The organism is Exiguobacterium sp. BMC-KP, assembly GCF_001275385.1.
GTDB lineage: Bacteria > Bacillota > Bacilli > Exiguobacteriales > Exiguobacteriaceae > Exiguobacterium_A.
This window is the reverse complement of record NZ_LGIW01000015.1, coordinates 289,127-303,941: the sequence shown is the minus strand read 5'-3', so window position 1 is coordinate 303,941 and position 14,815 is coordinate 289,127. Positions and strand designations below refer to the sequence as shown.

Sequence of the window (14,815 nt, the reverse complement as noted above, 5' to 3'; positions counted from 1 at the left end):
AACGGTATGGAATGGTATACACTAGACTCAGATTCACGATTTCGAATGGAGGAATGTCCTATGTTACGAAAAACAGCCCTGATTACCGGTGCATCGGGTGGAATCGGACTCGACCTCGCTGTCCTTGCAGCGCGCGATGGTTTTGATTGTGTCCTCGTTGCCCGCAATGAAAAAAAGTTGAAGGAACTGCAACAAGTCCTCGAAAAACGCTATCAGATTAAAGTGTATGTATTTGCTGCTGATTTATCACTAAACGATAGTGTTGATCGCCTTGTGCAGTACTTAGAGGAGCAAGAGTTGACGGTTGATCTGCTGTTCAATAACGCCGGCTTCGCCACATCGGGACGCTTTGCAGAAATTGATCCAACAGAAGATATCAACTCAATCCAAGTCAATGTCGTCGCCTTAACGGACTTGACGAAACGGCTCTTACCGGGAATGGTCGAACGTGGTTTTGGACGCATCTTGAATGTCGCGTCTGTTGCCGCCTTCATGCCAGGACCTTACATGAGTGTGTACTATGCGACAAAAGCCTATGTCCTCTCATTCTCCGAAGCACTTGCAACGGAAGTCGACGGCTCTGGCGTCAGCGTGACATGCCTCTGTCCGGGACCAACTGATACGAACTTCTTCGATCGAGCGAACATCACGCTACCGTTCAAGAGTATGCCGTCTCACCTCGTAGCTTTTGCTGGATATCGTGGCATGCTCAAAGGTCGCCGCGTCGTCGTTCCAGGTGCAAGCAACCGAGCAATGGTTTCCTTGTCTCGTCTCTTACCACGTCGCCTGCTAACAGAAGTGACAGGTCGGATCCAGGACCCGACTCGCCAACAAGAAGGATCAACCGAAGAAGATCTCCTGTACGCCAACTCATAAAAAAATCCGGAAGAGCCAGATGCCTGGTTCTTCCGGATTTTTGTTTATGCTTCATGATGACGGAATCGTCGCGTCGCGTAACGTTTGACGCGATCAAACGTCGTCGTATACCGGTACAGATAACGAACGATCAGTGCACCCGTAATCGAGACGATGTAACCCGCCGATAAGACGAGTAACCAGGAGACAATCGTAAGGAACCAAGAGCTCTCGAACCGTAAATGTTGAAACAGCAATCCTTCTGACGAGGTAATCAACATAGCACTAGGAAAAATAGCGGCAGCGAGTAAGTAACAAGCAGCATAACGTCCTCTAATCGTACCTTTCATCAACAGAATACTGCCGAATACTAAACCAACACTCGAGACGATGAGCAACATGACGACATAAGCAAGCGAAATCGATGATCCCAGCATATGCCTTCCCTCCTGTTCGTATGTTATTATTCTGTACCCTTCTTTTCATCGAATGAATGCAAAATCCGCAAAAAAATCGGGAATAATATCCAAATGAAAATGGCGTTACTTAATCCGTGAAGCAAATCAAACGTCCCTCCGGTCACTAGCAAGGTGAAGAAAGCCTGCCACGAAAAGTCGGTCAACACTAAGAACCCTAGGTTACTCACCCAACCATATAAAAAACCAGCAAAAAAGGCATACCCCGTCAATAAAATCCGGTAGCGGAGAATCGGTACAAAGCCAAGACTAGCAATCGTCGCATAGGCTAGCGCCTGAAAAAGAACGAACGGACCGCTTCCGAGGAACAAACTTGTCAACACGACGACGAGCATTCCAGCGATCGCTCCGACGATTGGATGGACGAAGACAGCCAATAATAAGATGAGTGCCGTTGCCGGCTGGATATTAGGCAAACTAGAAAACAACAGCCGCCCGACGATCGCCGCTGCCGTAACAATCGCGATGAACCGTAATCGTTGATCCGTCATCGGCAGTTTCTCAAAGAGAATCAAGAGCAGACAGACAATCAGAATCGTTGTTACGATCATAAAAATAGCCGACTTTCCTGTAAAAATTGCTCTGTCGGTCCGTCAAAGGCAATTTCTCCGTGTACGAGATAAATGATCCGTCGCGCTGCGCGAATAAGGGCTGGATCATGTGTCGCCATGACGATGAGTGCCGCCGGATTCATCTTCCACGAATCGATGAAAGCCATCCGCGCTGTGTCTTCAAGACCAGCCGTCGGTTCATCAAAGTAATAGCTATCCTTGCTCCAATCGATGTCGTCTAAAAGACGTTTTTTTTGTATAGCAAAACTACCACTTCGATCGTTTAATGGTGCGAGCATCGGATGAGCTGGTACATATTGCGTGACCCCCGACCGTCTGACTTTGCCGTAAAGTGGTCGCTCAACTCCAAGTACAAGTCGCAGTAACGTCGATTTCCCACTTCCATTTGCACCAACGATCGCAATCCGATCGCCTTGATGAAACGATAATTTCCCTGTCACCAGCGCATAACGCGCCTGTAACGGATAACGATGCTGGACGTTTTCGATCTGGTCTAGGAGACGTCCTGTCGTTTTGACCGGCTCACTTGTACACGTGAGGTCGGATTGTCTCGTCATCGAACAATGGATTTGACAATCAAACCGTCGTTCGATTTCTTCCAGTAACCCCATCAATCGCTTCCGCCGGACATGATCAAGAAAAAGAAACGGTTCTGACAAAAAAAGCGTTCTCGGCGACGAAGACAAGGCATGACCGAGCGCAACGAGCTGTTGCTCTCCGGCTGAGAGTTCACTCGACTCCGCTTCAAAAAAAGCTTCTAGACCAAGTAAGGTCGCGAGTTCTCCAGCTCGAAATAACGAGACGGTTGCAAGAAGATCCCGGACACGTCCATGTAGTAGTCGCTCAGGCGTCAAAACAGCTTGATCATGTTCGTTTGCTTGGTTCCGCAATCGATCTTCTCGATCGGTGTCGGTATACATGATAGGCATCCCGGATTCCTCCTTTTGTGAATAATAGCGATACGGGTAAAATAACCGCTGTAATGATTGCCCATGGTGTAAAACAGAGCACCAAACCAACTGTAAGCAGCATTCCGGTCTGCACATCTCGTCGCGTGACGTGTCTTAAGCGAGATGGTGCTGCTTCAATCGGTAAAATATGATACGCTGCCATCCGCTCTAGTCGAACGGCAAGCGACGCATCCGGATGACTCATCTTGACTTCCGGCCAAGTTCGTAAGAAAGACGGAATTAACGCTAGTACCATACCTGTCAATCGTGTCAGTCGAGGTAAGAAGCGAAACAGCGGTCCCATCTGATCGAGTCGAACCAATGTGAAAATCCATTGACTCGAGGTGATGAATAGCGTCACCTGAATCGTCGTCTCATAAATCGCCACTGTATCGATACTCGCTCCATACAAAAGTGGTACACACATCATGACCGCATAAAGGGCTGGAAGCACTAAGTAACGAAACACACTTCGTTCTTGAACGAATAAAAATAACAGGAAGTGATAGACGACGATGGTCGTTTGGTCACGAGTGAGGACGAACGGGATCATGATCATCCCGATGAAAAAGAGAGCGACGTTCACTGGGTGAAGTCGCTCCCGTTCTGGTTTACTCAAAATAAGCCATTGCATCTTTTTCAAACCGCCATTCGAGACGATCTCCTTTTTTCAGTTCATAGCTTCCGGCACCGACTTCACCCGGTTTGCCATTGACACCGAAGACCCAGCCACTTCCTGCACCGGCTGACTTTTCACGAATCCCATCGACTGCCGTGACGTATGCCATCTCACCTTTACCTGTTTTGACGACATCGAGTGTCGTATCTTCGAGCGCATCAAGTGCCGTGTCTTCTTTATTAAGACAAACGTCTTTATCAAACAACGTCTTATCCTTAACATGATCGACGACCGATACTTTGACTTCCGCATCACATGACGCTGTTTGTTGCTCCTCTTTTGCTTCTGCACAACCGGCAAGTAACACGATACTTGCGGCAAATAGCCATTTTTTCATCGTACGACTCCTTTTCGCCTTGATGTCTCAAAGCTGTAATTGTATAAAAGAATGGTTTTATCTCGCAGTGATTGACCATCAGAACGGTAATATGTCAGACGGATTGCATTCGCTAAGACATCGTCTCCGGTATTGACGTATGGAATCAACTTCCCTTTGTCATCAATCAAAAAGACCGTCGCATCTTGCAGACTGAACGTTTCGTATAGACCATCGAGATCCATCTCGATGTACGGTGTTTTCGAATCATGTAAGATTTCGTGAATCGAGAGCTTTCGTAACATTTCAAACGATTGTTCAGCATCGATCAACTTTTGATAGTACGAGGTCAGTGATTTTGTCGTCAACTCTTCACGCGGTCGATAGGAGATCGTTCCCGTCAGTTCTTGATAACTGACATCATATCGAATAAAACGTTTCGGTGTTTGAACGAGCATCTCAAACGAAGCATTCCGGAGATTTCCACCGCGATCAAACATCAACTGACTTTGTTCCATACGCAGACCATCTTCTCCGACACGTCGTTCGACTTGTGCGAGAAAACTGTCAAATGAATCATCCGTGATGGTCACGCGACCAATCTGTTGCGTTTCTTCCCGCAACATCCCAGCGTCAAACGGACCGAGAAAGAGTTGGAATAAGAAGAACAAGAATCCAAAAAGTGCCATATATCGTTTATAACGCGAGTTCTTTTTGGGGTGCAGGACAATCAAGAAAATAATAATGCCGAGCGGTAGCTGAATATCATAAACGGGAAACGACACGGCACCAAGACACGCATAAAAAACGAACTTCATGTACAAATATTTTTCTTTTTCCGTCCGACGCTCGAGTAAAAAGCCTAAGCCGCTAGCAGCCAGTAAAAAGAGCGCCCATAAAATGAGAAAGTCCATCGCCTATCCTTTGACCGGGACGACCCGGTGATCATACATGAGATGACTGTTCGCGAATAGTTCTCGTGCCTCTTGTTCGAGTACTTCTTCTTGGTCGACATAACGGGCAGATACATGCGTCAACAGAAGTTTTTTCACCTGTGCCGTATCCGCGATTTCGGCTGCCTGACGGGCGGTTGAATGACCAAAGCGTCCGGCGTGTTCGACTTCACTGTCTGCAAACGTTGCTTCATGAACTAACACATCGACGTCTCGCGCGAGTTCAATCGCCGCTTCGCATGGCATCGTATCACCAAGAACTGCTAGCTTGATCCCTGGTTTTGGTGCTTCTAAAAAGTCGGATGATGCATAAGTCATACCATCGAACTCAAATGTTTCTTCGAGTGTGATTCGGCGATAGAGCGGACCAGATGGTACTCCTAACGCTTGCAAGGCATCGACACGTAATGCGCCTCGCTCTTCTGGTCCTTCTAGTCGATATCCGAATGCCGGAAAACGGTGCTCAAGTAATCGGGCCGTCACGCGGAACCCATCTTGTTCATAGGTTTGACCGTCTTCGACTTCAACAATCCGCAGTGGATATCGCAAATACGTTCCTGTGATGCGCAATGTTGCATCCATCCATTCCTTAATCCCTGTCGGTCCATAAATCGTCAATGGTGTCGTTCCTTCTAACGCTGCCCTTGTGCTGATGAAACCTGGCAGCCCAAAGATATGATCCCCATGCAAGTGGGTAATGAAAATCGCGTTGACTTTGCGTGGTTTGATCGGACTGTGTAAGATTTGATGTTGTGTCGCCTCACCACAATCGAATAGCCACGTCATTTTGGGGTGTAACAAGGCAATCGATGTGACGTTCCGTTGTTTCGACGGCATACCGGCTCCTGTCCCTAAAAAATAAAATTCCATCTTTTTCCCCTTTTCGTAAAATTAGCATTTTTTATACACAAAATACACCTTTCTTCTGTTGAAGCATGGTAAACTGTACCTATTCAGATTTGGAAGGTGGTTTTTTCCATGACTAAGATTGAACGGACCTATGCCCGCATCGTCCGGGAAGCCCGCAAACTGAACGAGAGTTACCGGCAAAAATACGGAAAGTCGATTCAAATTGATGAAATCGCTTCGACCTTATTATGTACAGAAGAACTCGTTCTAGAGTCTATGGAATATGTTGATCGTCCTCAAGTAGTTTAATCGTACAATGATAAAGAGTGTACCGCAATGTTGCGGTACACTCTTTTTTGTGTTTCATCGGCTTATTTGTTCGTGATGTAATCGACTAACGTCACGCAAAGTTCCGCTGTTTTGACGAGTTCTTCGATTGGCATCTTCTCATTCGTCGTGTGGATATCTTCATATCCGACAGCCAAGTTGACCGTTGGGATACCAAAACCAGCGATGACATTGGCATCTGATCCGCCACCAGAATGTAAGAGGCGTGGTGTCCGCCCGAGTTGAGTGATCGCTGCTTTCGCGACTTCAACGACTTGATCGCCATCCTCGAACTTAAAGCCTGGGTACATGACTTTGACTTCGACTTCAGCACGACCACCAAGCTCTGCTGCCGCTTCTTCGAACGCCGCTTTCATCTTCTCTGTCTGTGCTTCCATCTTCGGAGCGACGAGCGACCGTGCTTCTGCAAAGATTTCTACATAGTCGCAAACGATATTCGTCGACGGACCACCGCCGCTGAATCGTCCGATGTTCGCTGTCGTCTCTTCATCGATTCGACCGAGCGGCATCTTCGCGATCGCTTTTGACGCGATCGTAATCGCTGAAACGCCTTTTTCAGGTGCTACACCAGCATGTGCTGTTTTCCCAAAAATCTTCGCATTGACTTTTGCTTGCGTTGGAGCAGCCGTAATGATGTCTCCCACTTTTCCATCTGAATCGAGTGCAAAGCCGTAATCAGCATCGATTTTCGATGGATCAAGGACCATCGCCCCAACGAGTCCTGATTCTTCACCGACTGTGATGACGAACTGAATTTTCCCGTGTGGTTGTTTCGTTTCATTCAATACATGCACGAGTTCGATTAGGGATGCAAGCCCTGTTTTATCATCTGCCCCAAGAATCGTTGTTCCGTCCGTCTTGACGTAACCATTCTCGATGATTGGTTTGATTCCTTGCCCCGGGAAAACAGTATCCATATGGGAAGTGAAATAAATTTTGTCGACGCCTTCTTTTGTTGCTGGAAGCGTAACGATCAAGTTATTTCCTTTATGTTCCGTCTTCGACGAAGCGTCATCTTCAAACACGTCACATCCGAGATCCTCAAACGTTTTTTTCAGATGAGCACAAATACGTGCTTCTTCTTTTGATTCCGAATCGATTTGGACAAGCTCCAAAAACGTATCTAATACTCGTTGTTCATTGACCATGACAAAACCCCTCCTCTAATATTCATCAATCCACTAGCGCTTTATTAGTATACCATCCCCATCGTCATTTGCACTTCTGAAAGGTTGTTTGTACAATGGCAGTAATCAGTTGATGTAAGAGAGGAGTAGTGGATATGGCAAAACCATCGAAACAACAACGCATCATTAAATGGACGACAATCGGGATTTTAGCAATCTTTCTGATTGGTACGTTCGCTTCGACGATGTTTTATTTCTTTTGATTGACGTAGCGTTGTTTGAGACGCAAGTATTGTTCCGCTTCTTGTAGCATGTGTAGCAACGCGGAGCGGACCTCGAACTCCTCCCGCGTGACGGGTAAGGCAGAGGCACGAAAACGTGTCAATAATGCTTCTAGTTCTGAAATGTACACCATTGCGTCGGCTTCAGGTCGGACATTGTCACCAATCGTCCGAAAGAAGTCGGCGACTTTTTTTCCTTCTTCGACGACAAGGACAAGTTCTTCAGCGTGATGGACGATGCCACGTAAAAGTTCGAATTGTTGCTCGCGCATCCGGAAATAGGCGTAATCCTCATCGTCATTGCGACGACCGATTGCGTTCCCCATCCGTTTTAAGGCAGCATCCTTTCCTTCACGTAGCAGACGTTCTGTCTCGTCAAGCGTCAACGCATGATGATTGACCCGCCCTGTCTCTATTGCAGCCGCGACTTCAAAAAATAAGGCGGCGATCCGTTGATCGATCTTTTCTCGTCGATCATCGATCAATAAATCGAGACTTGGCATATACATGTTGACAAGCATTCCGACACCAACACCGATGCCAAGCAGTAAGGATTCATTCAACAAGATGTGTGCGTTGAGTTGTCGTTCCGTGTATAAATGTGTCAGAATGACGACACTCGTGATGAAACCGTCCTGAAGTCGGAGGCGTTGAACGGATGGAAGGAATAAAATGAAATAGATCAATAACGTAACCGGACGGTAGCCGATGACTTCGAATAGAATGAATCCAAGTACGATGGCAAGTAACGATGCCATGATCCGTTCGTAAGAAGACCGAAACGTCTTCTTTCGCGTCGACTGGATGCTCAAGATGGCGATGATAGCTGCGAAGACGTAATAATCAAGTTTGAGTCGTTCCGCAATCCACATCGCGAGCGCGGCAGCGACCGCTGTCTTCAGTGTACGATAACCGATTTGCATCAGGTTCACCCCCTTTTATTTTTCTTTGTTAGACTACCTACGTTGGACGTGAATGTCCATTGCTTTTTAAAGGACGTGATTTTCTTTGACGACACGCACTATCCGTCCCGGTCGCCCAGTGCGCCGGACCGGTTCACTAAAAGGATTACTTTTCTTCTTCCTCATCGGTGTTCTCTTATTCTTTTGGCTCCGTGATGAGCCGAAGACCGTCTTAACACCACCGGCACCGTACACGGCAGAACGATATGATAAGGGTAAGATTAGCGAACAAGACTTCCAGACGTTTGCGGAAGCGAAGGCGCACGCCGGAGAGAACGGTGCTGTCAAACGTTCGTCAGATGATCGTTATGTCTACCTCGGTGGACAAGGGACTGGAATCGTCGACGATCGCGGTATTCTGTCGATTCATCGCGATGCTGATTTGAAGAAACGACTCACCTACGTCGCTTCCGGAACACGCGTCCAGTTGCTTGAGTTCGGGGAAAAGACGAGTCGCGTCAGCATTGCCGGTGTGACGGGTCATGTACCAACAGATCGCTTACGCCCGTTCCCTGCAGAACGTGTCTCGAACGCATCCTACTATCAGACGAAGGGTGATCGCCTCCTTCACTATATCGTTGCGGACAGTGGGCTCGGTGGATTGATTGTCGCTGGTGAAGCGACGAACGCGACGTCTCGGACGACGAAATATGTTGAATCGAAGACACTAACGCGTGATTTGACGAAACCGACGCGGCTCAGCGCTAAACAACTCGACGCATTCATCAAGGATCAAGCACCGGATAGCCCTCTGATCGGTAAAGGGAAAGTTTTCAAATCCGTTGAAAAGAAATATCGGGTTAACGCTGCTTATCTGCTTGCACACGCCATCCACGAATCCGATTATGGACGGTCTGAGATTGCCCGCGAGAAAAACAACCTGTTTGGCGTCAATGCGACCGATTCCGCACCCGGAGAAGATGCGACCGTCTATAAATCCTTGACGGACTCGATCCAGCAAACCGGTCGCTTCATCGCAAACGACTATCTCAATCGGGACGGTCGTTATTACCGTGGCGCATACCTCGGAAACAAACAAAAAGGAATGAACGTCTTTTACGCGTCTGACCCCTTCTGGAGTGAAAAAATCGCTGGTATCATGGTGAAAATGAACGCTTTCTAAATCAGAGATATGATACACTATAGGGCGAGACAACAATCATTGAGGAGTGAACACGTCATGGAAAAAGTTTTAGTATTTGGTCACAAAAATCCTGATACCGATACGATCACATCGGCAATCGCTTATGCAGAATTAAAGAAAGCACTCGGTGTCAATGCCGAAGCAATCCGCCTTGGTGAGATGAACGATGAAACGTTATTCGCGCTCGATACGTTCAAAGTGACAGCTCCACGTCTAGTGACAGAAGTTGCGACGGAAGCGTCACACGTCATCTTAGTCGACCACAACGAACGTCAACAAAGTGCGAACGATATCGATGCCGTTACCGTAACGGAAGTCATCGATCATCACCGGATCGCAAACTTCGAAACATCAGATCCTGTCTACTATCGGGCAGAACCAGTCGGTTGTACAGCAACAATCCTTAACAAGCTTTACAAAGAGCATGGTGTTGCAATCAAACCAGAAATTGCTGGTCTGATGCTGTCAGCAATCATTTCCGACTCGCTCCTGTTCAAATCACCGACTTGCACGGAGCAAGACATCATCGCTGCGCGTGAACTTGCAGAAATCGCTGGTGTCGATGCAAATGTCTACGGTCTTGAGATGCTTAAAGCCGGAGCTGACCTCTCGAAGAAAACTGTTCCGGAATTGATTTCTCTTGACGCGAAAGAATTCACGATGGGAACACTCAAAGTCGAAATCGCTCAGGTCAACACAGTCGATACGGCTGAAGTCTTGCTTCGTCAAGAAGAGCTCGAAACCGCAATCAACGAAGTCATTCTTGCAAAAGGACTTGATCTGTTCGTATTCATCGTCACAGATATCTTGACGAACAACTCTGTTGGACTCGTTCTCGGTAAAGAAGCAAACCTTGTCGAGCGTGCTTACGGTCTTGAAGCGACGAATAACCTTGTCTACCTCGAAGGTGTCGTCTCACGTAAAAAACAAGTCGTTCCTGTTTTAACAGATACAGCTCTTGCAACACAATAAGTAAAAAAAGAAGGAGTTCGCTCCTTCTTTTTTGAATAAAGAATATGAATGGCTGTTCATTCATTACATAAAGGAGGAAGCAATATGACACAAACAATCATGGTAACGGGTGGAACAAACGGTATGGGGAAAGCGATGGCGCTTGCCTTAAAGGAAGCCGGCTGGAATGTTGTCGTCACGGGACGAGACGCGGAACGTTTGCAACTCATGGATGAAGCATTAGCACAAATTAAAGGCGAACACTTGACGATTCAGATGGATGTCCGTGACGCAGATGCTTGTCTCGCAGCAGTTAATCAAGCACGCGAACGTTTCGGTCGTCTTGAAGCATTAATCAACAATGCTGCTGGGAACTTCATCTGTCCGACGGATGAATTATCGCCGAATGGTTGGAAGACCGTCATCGACATCGTCCTCAACGGGACATTCAACTGCTGTCACGCGCTTGTCAAAGGCTGGCAAGAAGATCAGGTCGTTGGCGGACAAATCGTCAACATCGTTGCCTCTTATGCCTGGCAGGCAGGTGCTGGTGTCGCTCCGAGTGCCGCTGCAAAAGCTGGCGTCCTGAACTTGACGCGTACGCTAGCCGTCGAGTGGGGTTATAAATACCAAGCCCGTGTTAATGCAATCAGTCCAGGACCGATCGAACGAACGGGTGGTGCTGATAAACTCGCTTTATCACCGGAACATGCAGAACGGATTCGTCGCAATGTGCCGCTCGGTCGATTTGGTACACCCGAAGAGATCGCGACACTCGCTACCTGGATGGTATCGGATCAAGCACGGTACTTAAACGGAGAATGTATCGCTCTTGACGGTGGTCATTGGTTAAATAAACAACCCTTCTAATCTTTTGATCGCTCCATTCCTTTTGCTATGTTTATGAATTATCTAGAACAGGTACAAAGGACAAGAAGGAGGTGATCGTATGTGGGAAGCGTTCGGTTGGGGTGCACTAGCAGGTGGTGCCGTCGTGATCGGTGCTCTGTTTGGACTATACTTACCGCTAAAACAACGACTAATCGGTTACATCATGTCGTTTGGGACTGGAATCTTGATTGGAGCAGCGACATTCGAATTACTAGATGAAGCCTTAAAGAAGTCAACGACGCTTGTCGTTGCGGTCTCCTTTATCGTCGGAGCACTCGTCTTCACTGGTTTCGACCTATTCGTTTCGTCACGCGGCGCGAGTAAACGGAAACGCTCATCTGGTGGGAATGAAGGCACAGGAACAGCGATTTTCTTCGGGACGATTCTGGATGCGATTCCGGAATCCATCATGATCGGTGCCAGTCTGTTATCCGGAAATGTCAGCGCGGCACTCGTTGCAGCCATTTTCGTCAGCAATATCCCGGAAGGCTTATCGAGTACGACGGGCTTGCGAAAAGATGGATTCTCAAAGAACAAAGTCCTACTGATGTGGGGCATCGTCTGGTTAATCTCCGCTTTCGCCTCTCTTGCCGGTTATACGATCCTCGCCGAACTACCAGACATGCAGTTTGCGATGATTGGTGGATTTGCAAGCGGTGGAATCATTGCGATGCTCGCCTCGACGATGATGCCGGAAGCCCATGAAGAAGGTGGCGCGATCGTTGGTCTGTTCGCCGCCCTCGGTCTGATTACAGCGATTATCCTTAGTTAATGACAAAAAGAATGCGCGTTCTCCGTAAGCTTCATCGGAAACGCGCATTGTTTTTAGTTACTTCGAAAACAAGTCTTAGCTGGATATAACGCCGTCCCACTCCTCTTTAAAACGAACAACGAACTCCTGCATATAGCGGTGGCGCTCCTCGGCTAACTGACGTGCTGTTTTCGTATTCATTAAATCTTTGAGTCGAAATAGCTTCTCTTCAAAATGATTCAAAGCACTCGTCTCCCCTGTCCGGTTACCTGGCTCTCGCGGTGCTAGTCCAGGTACATGCATAGGTTCCCCGAACCGACCAGCAAACTGAAACGTTCGCGCAATTCCGATTGCCCCAATCGCATCAAGGCGGTCGGCATCCTGAACGACTTGCCCTTCGATTGTATCAATTGGTGGACGTGTACCGTCTTTATACGACAGACTCGTGATAATGGCTAGAATCTGTTCCTGTTCCTGCTCCGTTACTTTTCCTTGTAAAAAGGTTGCGACCGTTTCAACCGTTCCCCCGAGTTTGCTATCTGCTACGTCATGAAGTAAGGCTGCTAATTCGATGATCCGAGTATTCCCACCTTCTTGTTTTGCAATATGTAACGCTAAACGACGAACCCGTTCAATGTGGGCATAATCATGGCCTGAAAAGTCTGTCGCGTGAAATGATTTGACGAACGCTTCCGTTTCTTGAATCATTGTCGTCCCCTCCATTCTGGTTCAAGTAGTCCATACAGTAACATGTCATGCCGCTCTCCGTCTCGTCGTAAAAAAGACCGGTATCTCCCTTCTTGGACGAATCCAAGCCGTTCATATAATTCAATCGCACGCGTATTATACTCAAAGACCGTCAATTGAATCCGGTACAGATTCAGCTCTAAGAAAGCATAATCAAGCAGTGTCTCCATCGCATCCGTTGCATATCCTTGCCCTTCACAATCCGGATCGATGCCAATCATCAGCCAGGCCGTTCCATGTGTAAATAGAATATCTTCTAGTGCAACGACGCCGATCATCCGTTCATCTTCAAAATTACGAATCGCAAATCGGAATGTCTCCGGTGCATCCGTCGCCATCATCTTTTCAATCTTGTCCGTCGATAAATGACGATATGGTGTCGCACTGAACTGGCGGGCAAACGTCGCATCGTCAAGCAACCGTTGCATCACTTCGGTATCTTCCGATTGAAAGCGCGTCAGACGAGTGTGATGACCTTCAAGTAGTTTTTTCATCGATTTTCCCCCTTTATACTAAAAACCGAAAAACGCTAACTCTTTTTCAGAGTTAGCGCACTGTGATCATAAAACTTTTTCGAGGAACTTTTTCGCTCGGTCTGTTTTCGGATTGTCGAAGAGTTCAACCGGTGAACCTTCTTCCATCAGAATTCCTTCATCGAGGAAGAGGACACGATCCGCGACTTCTTTTGCAAAGCCCATCTCGTGCGTGACGATTACCATCGTCATTCCACTCTCAGCAAGCTGCTTCATGACATCAAGCACTTCGTTGACCATCTCTGGGTCAAGGGCTGATGTCGGTTCATCGAATAGCATGACGTTCGGTTCCATCGCAAGGGCGCGCGCAATCGCGACCCGTTGTTTTTGTCCACCTGACAACTGGTTCGGATAATTATCGCGTTTTTCGGCTAGACCGACACGATCCAGTAACGTCTCCGCTCGTTTGATTGCTTCGTCCTTTGAGATACCGAGGACGTTGATTGGTGCATACGTCAGGTTATCGAGGACAGACTTATGCGGGAATAAGTTGAATTGTTGGAATACCATCCCGATGTTCTGACGTGCTTTTGAGATATTCGCCTTTGGTTTCGTCAGTTCGAAACCATCAACGATGATCGTTCCACTCGTTGGTTGTTCAAGTAAGTTGATACAACGTAAGAATGTTGATTTACCAGACCCCGACGGTCCGATGACAGCGACGACTTCTCCGCGCGTAACCGTCGTCGAGATACCTTTTAATACTTCTAATTTTCCGAACTGCTTATGCAAATCGGTGACTTGGATCATAGGTTCCATCTGATTACCCACTCTTTCTCATAGCTTTTTCGACTTGTTGGCCTATCAAGCTCAATCCCATGACGAGAACAAAATACACGAATCCGGCAAACAATAACGGTTCAAAATAAATCGCCTTTTCTCCTCCGACGATTTGAGCGCGACGCATGACATCGAGAACACCAACCGTCGAGACGAGTGCCGACTCCTTCGTCAACGTGATCAATTCGTTCATGATCGCAGGAAGGATATTTTTAAAGGCTTGCGGCAAAATGATCGAACGTAGTTGTTTGAAATACGAAATACCAAGTGCATCTGCTGCTTCCCATTGCCCACGATCAACAGCTTGAATCCCTGCCCGAATGATTTCCGAAATATAGGCTCCAGAGTTCAAGGAGAAGGCGATGATCGCCGATTGGTACCCTGTCGTGACATACCCTGTTAATTGCGGTAAACCAAAGTGAACGATCGCGAGTTGTAAGATCAATGGTGTTCCCCGGAAAATGGCTGTATACGCATGACCGATGAAACGGAGGAAACGACTCTTCGTGATTTTTAGTGCCGCGACGACGATTCCAATCAGCATCCCAGCGATAGCCGCTACGATGACAACTTGGAAGAGGACCGGAATCCCCTCGAGAATATATGGAATTGAATCTTGAATCTTTGTAAAGTCTATCATAATCAATCTC

General features: G+C 47.4%; 19 protein-coding genes. 6 read left to right on the top strand and 13 right to left on the bottom strand.

The annotated features are described in order from the left end of the window. Positions 1-60: 60 nt before the first annotated feature. Positions 61-876: an SDR family NAD(P)-dependent oxidoreductase gene (locus tag ADM98_RS07065; protein ID WP_053452850.1), complete on the top strand. Its 816-nt coding sequence runs from the start codon at positions 61-63 to the stop codon at positions 874-876. Positions 877-920: 44 nt separating this feature from the next. On the opposite strand, the gene ADM98_RS07060 is transcribed toward ADM98_RS07065, so the two are convergent. The 7 genes from ADM98_RS07060 to rnz are packed head-to-tail and all read right to left on the bottom strand — an operon-like array spanning position 921 to position 5,671. Next, positions 921-1,292 (bottom strand): hypothetical protein, encoded by a 372-nt coding sequence (locus ADM98_RS07060; protein ID WP_053452849.1) that lies wholly within the window; start codon positions 1,290-1,292, stop codon positions 921-923. Positions 1,293-1,318: 26 nt separating this feature from the next. Continuing rightward, positions 1,319-1,882: an ECF transporter S component gene (locus ADM98_RS07055; RefSeq protein WP_152910959.1), complete on the bottom strand. Its 564-nt coding sequence runs from the start codon at positions 1,880-1,882 to the stop codon at positions 1,319-1,321. Further along, a complete protein-coding gene (locus ADM98_RS07050) occupies positions 1,879-2,832 on the bottom strand; it encodes an ATP-binding cassette domain-containing protein (RefSeq protein ID WP_235504845.1) in 954 nt (317 codons plus the stop codon). Before ADM98_RS07050 ends, ADM98_RS07055 begins: the two co-directional genes overlap by 4 nt. Then, on the bottom strand, positions 2,768-3,487 hold the full coding sequence (locus tag ADM98_RS07045; protein WP_053452847.1) for a hypothetical protein: 720 nt from the start codon (positions 3,485-3,487) through the stop codon (positions 2,768-2,770). The genes ADM98_RS07050 and ADM98_RS07045 overlap by 65 nt, the downstream gene beginning before the upstream one ends. Continuing rightward, positions 3,465-3,869: a DUF4430 domain-containing protein gene (locus ADM98_RS07040; RefSeq protein WP_053452846.1), complete on the bottom strand. Its 405-nt coding sequence runs from the start codon at positions 3,867-3,869 to the stop codon at positions 3,465-3,467. Before ADM98_RS07040 ends, ADM98_RS07045 begins: the two co-directional genes overlap by 23 nt. Further along, a complete protein-coding gene (locus ADM98_RS07035) occupies positions 3,866-4,762 on the bottom strand; it encodes a hypothetical protein (protein ID WP_053452845.1) in 897 nt (298 codons plus the stop codon). The genes ADM98_RS07040 and ADM98_RS07035 overlap by 4 nt, the downstream gene beginning before the upstream one ends. Positions 4,763-4,765: 3 nt before the next feature. Next, a complete protein-coding gene (rnz, locus tag ADM98_RS07030) occupies positions 4,766-5,671 on the bottom strand; it encodes a ribonuclease Z (RefSeq protein WP_053452844.1) in 906 nt (301 codons plus the stop codon). Between the two features lie 108 nt (positions 5,672-5,779). Between rnz and ADM98_RS07025 the strand changes: the two genes are divergently transcribed. Continuing rightward, the gene (locus ADM98_RS07025) at positions 5,780-5,959 is read left to right on the top strand and encodes a hypothetical protein (protein ID WP_023467629.1); all 180 of its coding nucleotides are present in this window, start codon (positions 5,780-5,782) and stop codon (positions 5,957-5,959) included. A 62-nt stretch (positions 5,960-6,021) separates the two neighbouring features. On the opposite strand, the gene ADM98_RS07020 is transcribed toward ADM98_RS07025, so the two are convergent. Together ADM98_RS07020 and ADM98_RS07015 are read right to left on the bottom strand one after the other, a co-directional pair. Beyond that, on the bottom strand, positions 6,022-7,146 hold the full coding sequence (locus ADM98_RS07020; protein ID WP_053452843.1) for a M20/M25/M40 family metallo-hydrolase: 1,125 nt from the start codon (positions 7,144-7,146) through the stop codon (positions 6,022-6,024). Between the two features lie 229 nt (positions 7,147-7,375). Continuing rightward, on the bottom strand, positions 7,376-8,329 hold the full coding sequence (locus ADM98_RS07015) for an aromatic acid exporter family protein (RefSeq protein ID WP_053452842.1): 954 nt from the start codon (positions 8,327-8,329) through the stop codon (positions 7,376-7,378). A gap of 85 nt (positions 8,330-8,414) precedes the next feature. On the opposite strand from ADM98_RS07015, the gene ADM98_RS07010 reads away from it, so the two are divergent. From ADM98_RS07010 to ADM98_RS06995, 4 genes are all read left to right on the top strand, one after another. Next, positions 8,415-9,491, top strand: a complete 1,077-nt coding sequence (locus ADM98_RS07010; protein WP_053452841.1) for an N-acetylglucosaminidase — start codon at positions 8,415-8,417, stop codon at positions 9,489-9,491. Between the two features lie 57 nt (positions 9,492-9,548). Next, positions 9,549-10,484: a manganese-dependent inorganic pyrophosphatase gene (locus ADM98_RS07005; RefSeq protein ID WP_053452840.1), complete on the top strand. Its 936-nt coding sequence runs from the start codon at positions 9,549-9,551 to the stop codon at positions 10,482-10,484. Between the two features lie 84 nt (positions 10,485-10,568). Further along, positions 10,569-11,333: a 2,4-dienoyl-CoA reductase gene (gene fadH, locus ADM98_RS07000; RefSeq protein ID WP_053452839.1), complete on the top strand. Its 765-nt coding sequence runs from the start codon at positions 10,569-10,571 to the stop codon at positions 11,331-11,333. Positions 11,334-11,412: 79 nt separating this feature from the next. Beyond that, a complete protein-coding gene (locus tag ADM98_RS06995; RefSeq protein WP_053452838.1) occupies positions 11,413-12,126 on the top strand; it encodes a ZIP family metal transporter in 714 nt (237 codons plus the stop codon). 75 nt (positions 12,127-12,201) lie between these two features. Here the strand turns inward: ADM98_RS06995 and ADM98_RS06990 are convergent, their stop codons facing one another. From ADM98_RS06990 to ADM98_RS06975, 4 genes are all read right to left on the bottom strand, one after another. Further along, positions 12,202-12,828: an HD domain-containing protein gene (locus ADM98_RS06990; protein WP_053452837.1), complete on the bottom strand. Its 627-nt coding sequence runs from the start codon at positions 12,826-12,828 to the stop codon at positions 12,202-12,204. After that, positions 12,810-13,346 (bottom strand): GNAT family N-acetyltransferase, encoded by a 537-nt coding sequence (locus ADM98_RS06985; RefSeq protein WP_053452836.1) that lies wholly within the window; start codon positions 13,344-13,346, stop codon positions 12,810-12,812. Before ADM98_RS06985 ends, ADM98_RS06990 begins: the two co-directional genes overlap by 19 nt. Before the next feature lie 66 nt (positions 13,347-13,412). Continuing rightward, positions 13,413-14,135 (bottom strand): amino acid ABC transporter ATP-binding protein, encoded by a 723-nt coding sequence (locus tag ADM98_RS06980; RefSeq protein ID WP_053454500.1) that lies wholly within the window; start codon positions 14,133-14,135, stop codon positions 13,413-13,415. Positions 14,136-14,148: 13 nt separating this feature from the next. Beyond that, positions 14,149-14,808: an amino acid ABC transporter permease gene (locus ADM98_RS06975; protein ID WP_041255309.1), complete on the bottom strand. Its 660-nt coding sequence runs from the start codon at positions 14,806-14,808 to the stop codon at positions 14,149-14,151. Positions 14,809-14,815: the final 7 nt, after the last annotated feature.

Excerpts from the sequence above, each read along its gene's own strand:
- ADM98_RS07065 (WP_053452850.1), top strand. The coding sequence starts at position 61 with ATGTTACGAAAAACAGCCCTGATTACCGGTGCATCGGGTGGAATCGGA.
- ADM98_RS07060 (WP_053452849.1), bottom strand. The coding sequence starts at position 1,292 with ATGCTGGGATCATCGATTTCGCTTGCTTATGTCGTCATGTTGCTCATC.
- ADM98_RS07055 (WP_152910959.1), bottom strand. The coding sequence starts at position 1,882 with ATGATCGTAACAACGATTCTGATTGTCTGTCTGCTCTTGATTCTCTTT.
- ADM98_RS07050 (WP_235504845.1), bottom strand. The coding sequence starts at position 2,832 with ATGCCTATCATGTATACCGACACCGATCGAGAAGATCGATTGCGGAAC.
- ADM98_RS07045 (WP_053452847.1), bottom strand. The coding sequence starts at position 3,487 with ATGCAATGGCTTATTTTGAGTAAACCAGAACGGGAGCGACTTCACCCA.
- ADM98_RS07040 (WP_053452846.1), bottom strand. The coding sequence starts at position 3,869 with ATGAAAAAATGGCTATTTGCCGCAAGTATCGTGTTACTTGCCGGTTGT.
- ADM98_RS07035 (WP_053452845.1), bottom strand. The coding sequence starts at position 4,762 with ATGGACTTTCTCATTTTATGGGCGCTCTTTTTACTGGCTGCTAGCGGC.
- rnz (WP_053452844.1), bottom strand. The coding sequence starts at position 5,671 with ATGGAATTTTATTTTTTAGGGACAGGAGCCGGTATGCCGTCGAAACAA.
- ADM98_RS07025 (WP_023467629.1), top strand. The coding sequence starts at position 5,780 with ATGACTAAGATTGAACGGACCTATGCCCGCATCGTCCGGGAAGCCCGC.
- ADM98_RS07020 (WP_053452843.1), bottom strand. The coding sequence starts at position 7,146 with ATGGTCAATGAACAACGAGTATTAGATACGTTTTTGGAGCTTGTCCAA.
- ADM98_RS07015 (WP_053452842.1), bottom strand. The coding sequence starts at position 8,329 with ATGCAAATCGGTTATCGTACACTGAAGACAGCGGTCGCTGCCGCGCTC.
- ADM98_RS07005 (WP_053452840.1), top strand. The coding sequence starts at position 9,549 with ATGGAAAAAGTTTTAGTATTTGGTCACAAAAATCCTGATACCGATACG.
- fadH (WP_053452839.1), top strand. The coding sequence starts at position 10,569 with ATGACACAAACAATCATGGTAACGGGTGGAACAAACGGTATGGGGAAA.
- ADM98_RS06995 (WP_053452838.1), top strand. The coding sequence starts at position 11,413 with ATGTGGGAAGCGTTCGGTTGGGGTGCACTAGCAGGTGGTGCCGTCGTG.
- ADM98_RS06990 (WP_053452837.1), bottom strand. The coding sequence starts at position 12,828 with ATGGAGGGGACGACAATGATTCAAGAAACGGAAGCGTTCGTCAAATCA.
- ADM98_RS06985 (WP_053452836.1), bottom strand. The coding sequence starts at position 13,346 with ATGAAAAAACTACTTGAAGGTCATCACACTCGTCTGACGCGCTTTCAA.
- ADM98_RS06980 (WP_053454500.1), bottom strand. The coding sequence starts at position 14,135 with ATGATCCAAGTCACCGATTTGCATAAGCAGTTCGGAAAATTAGAAGTA.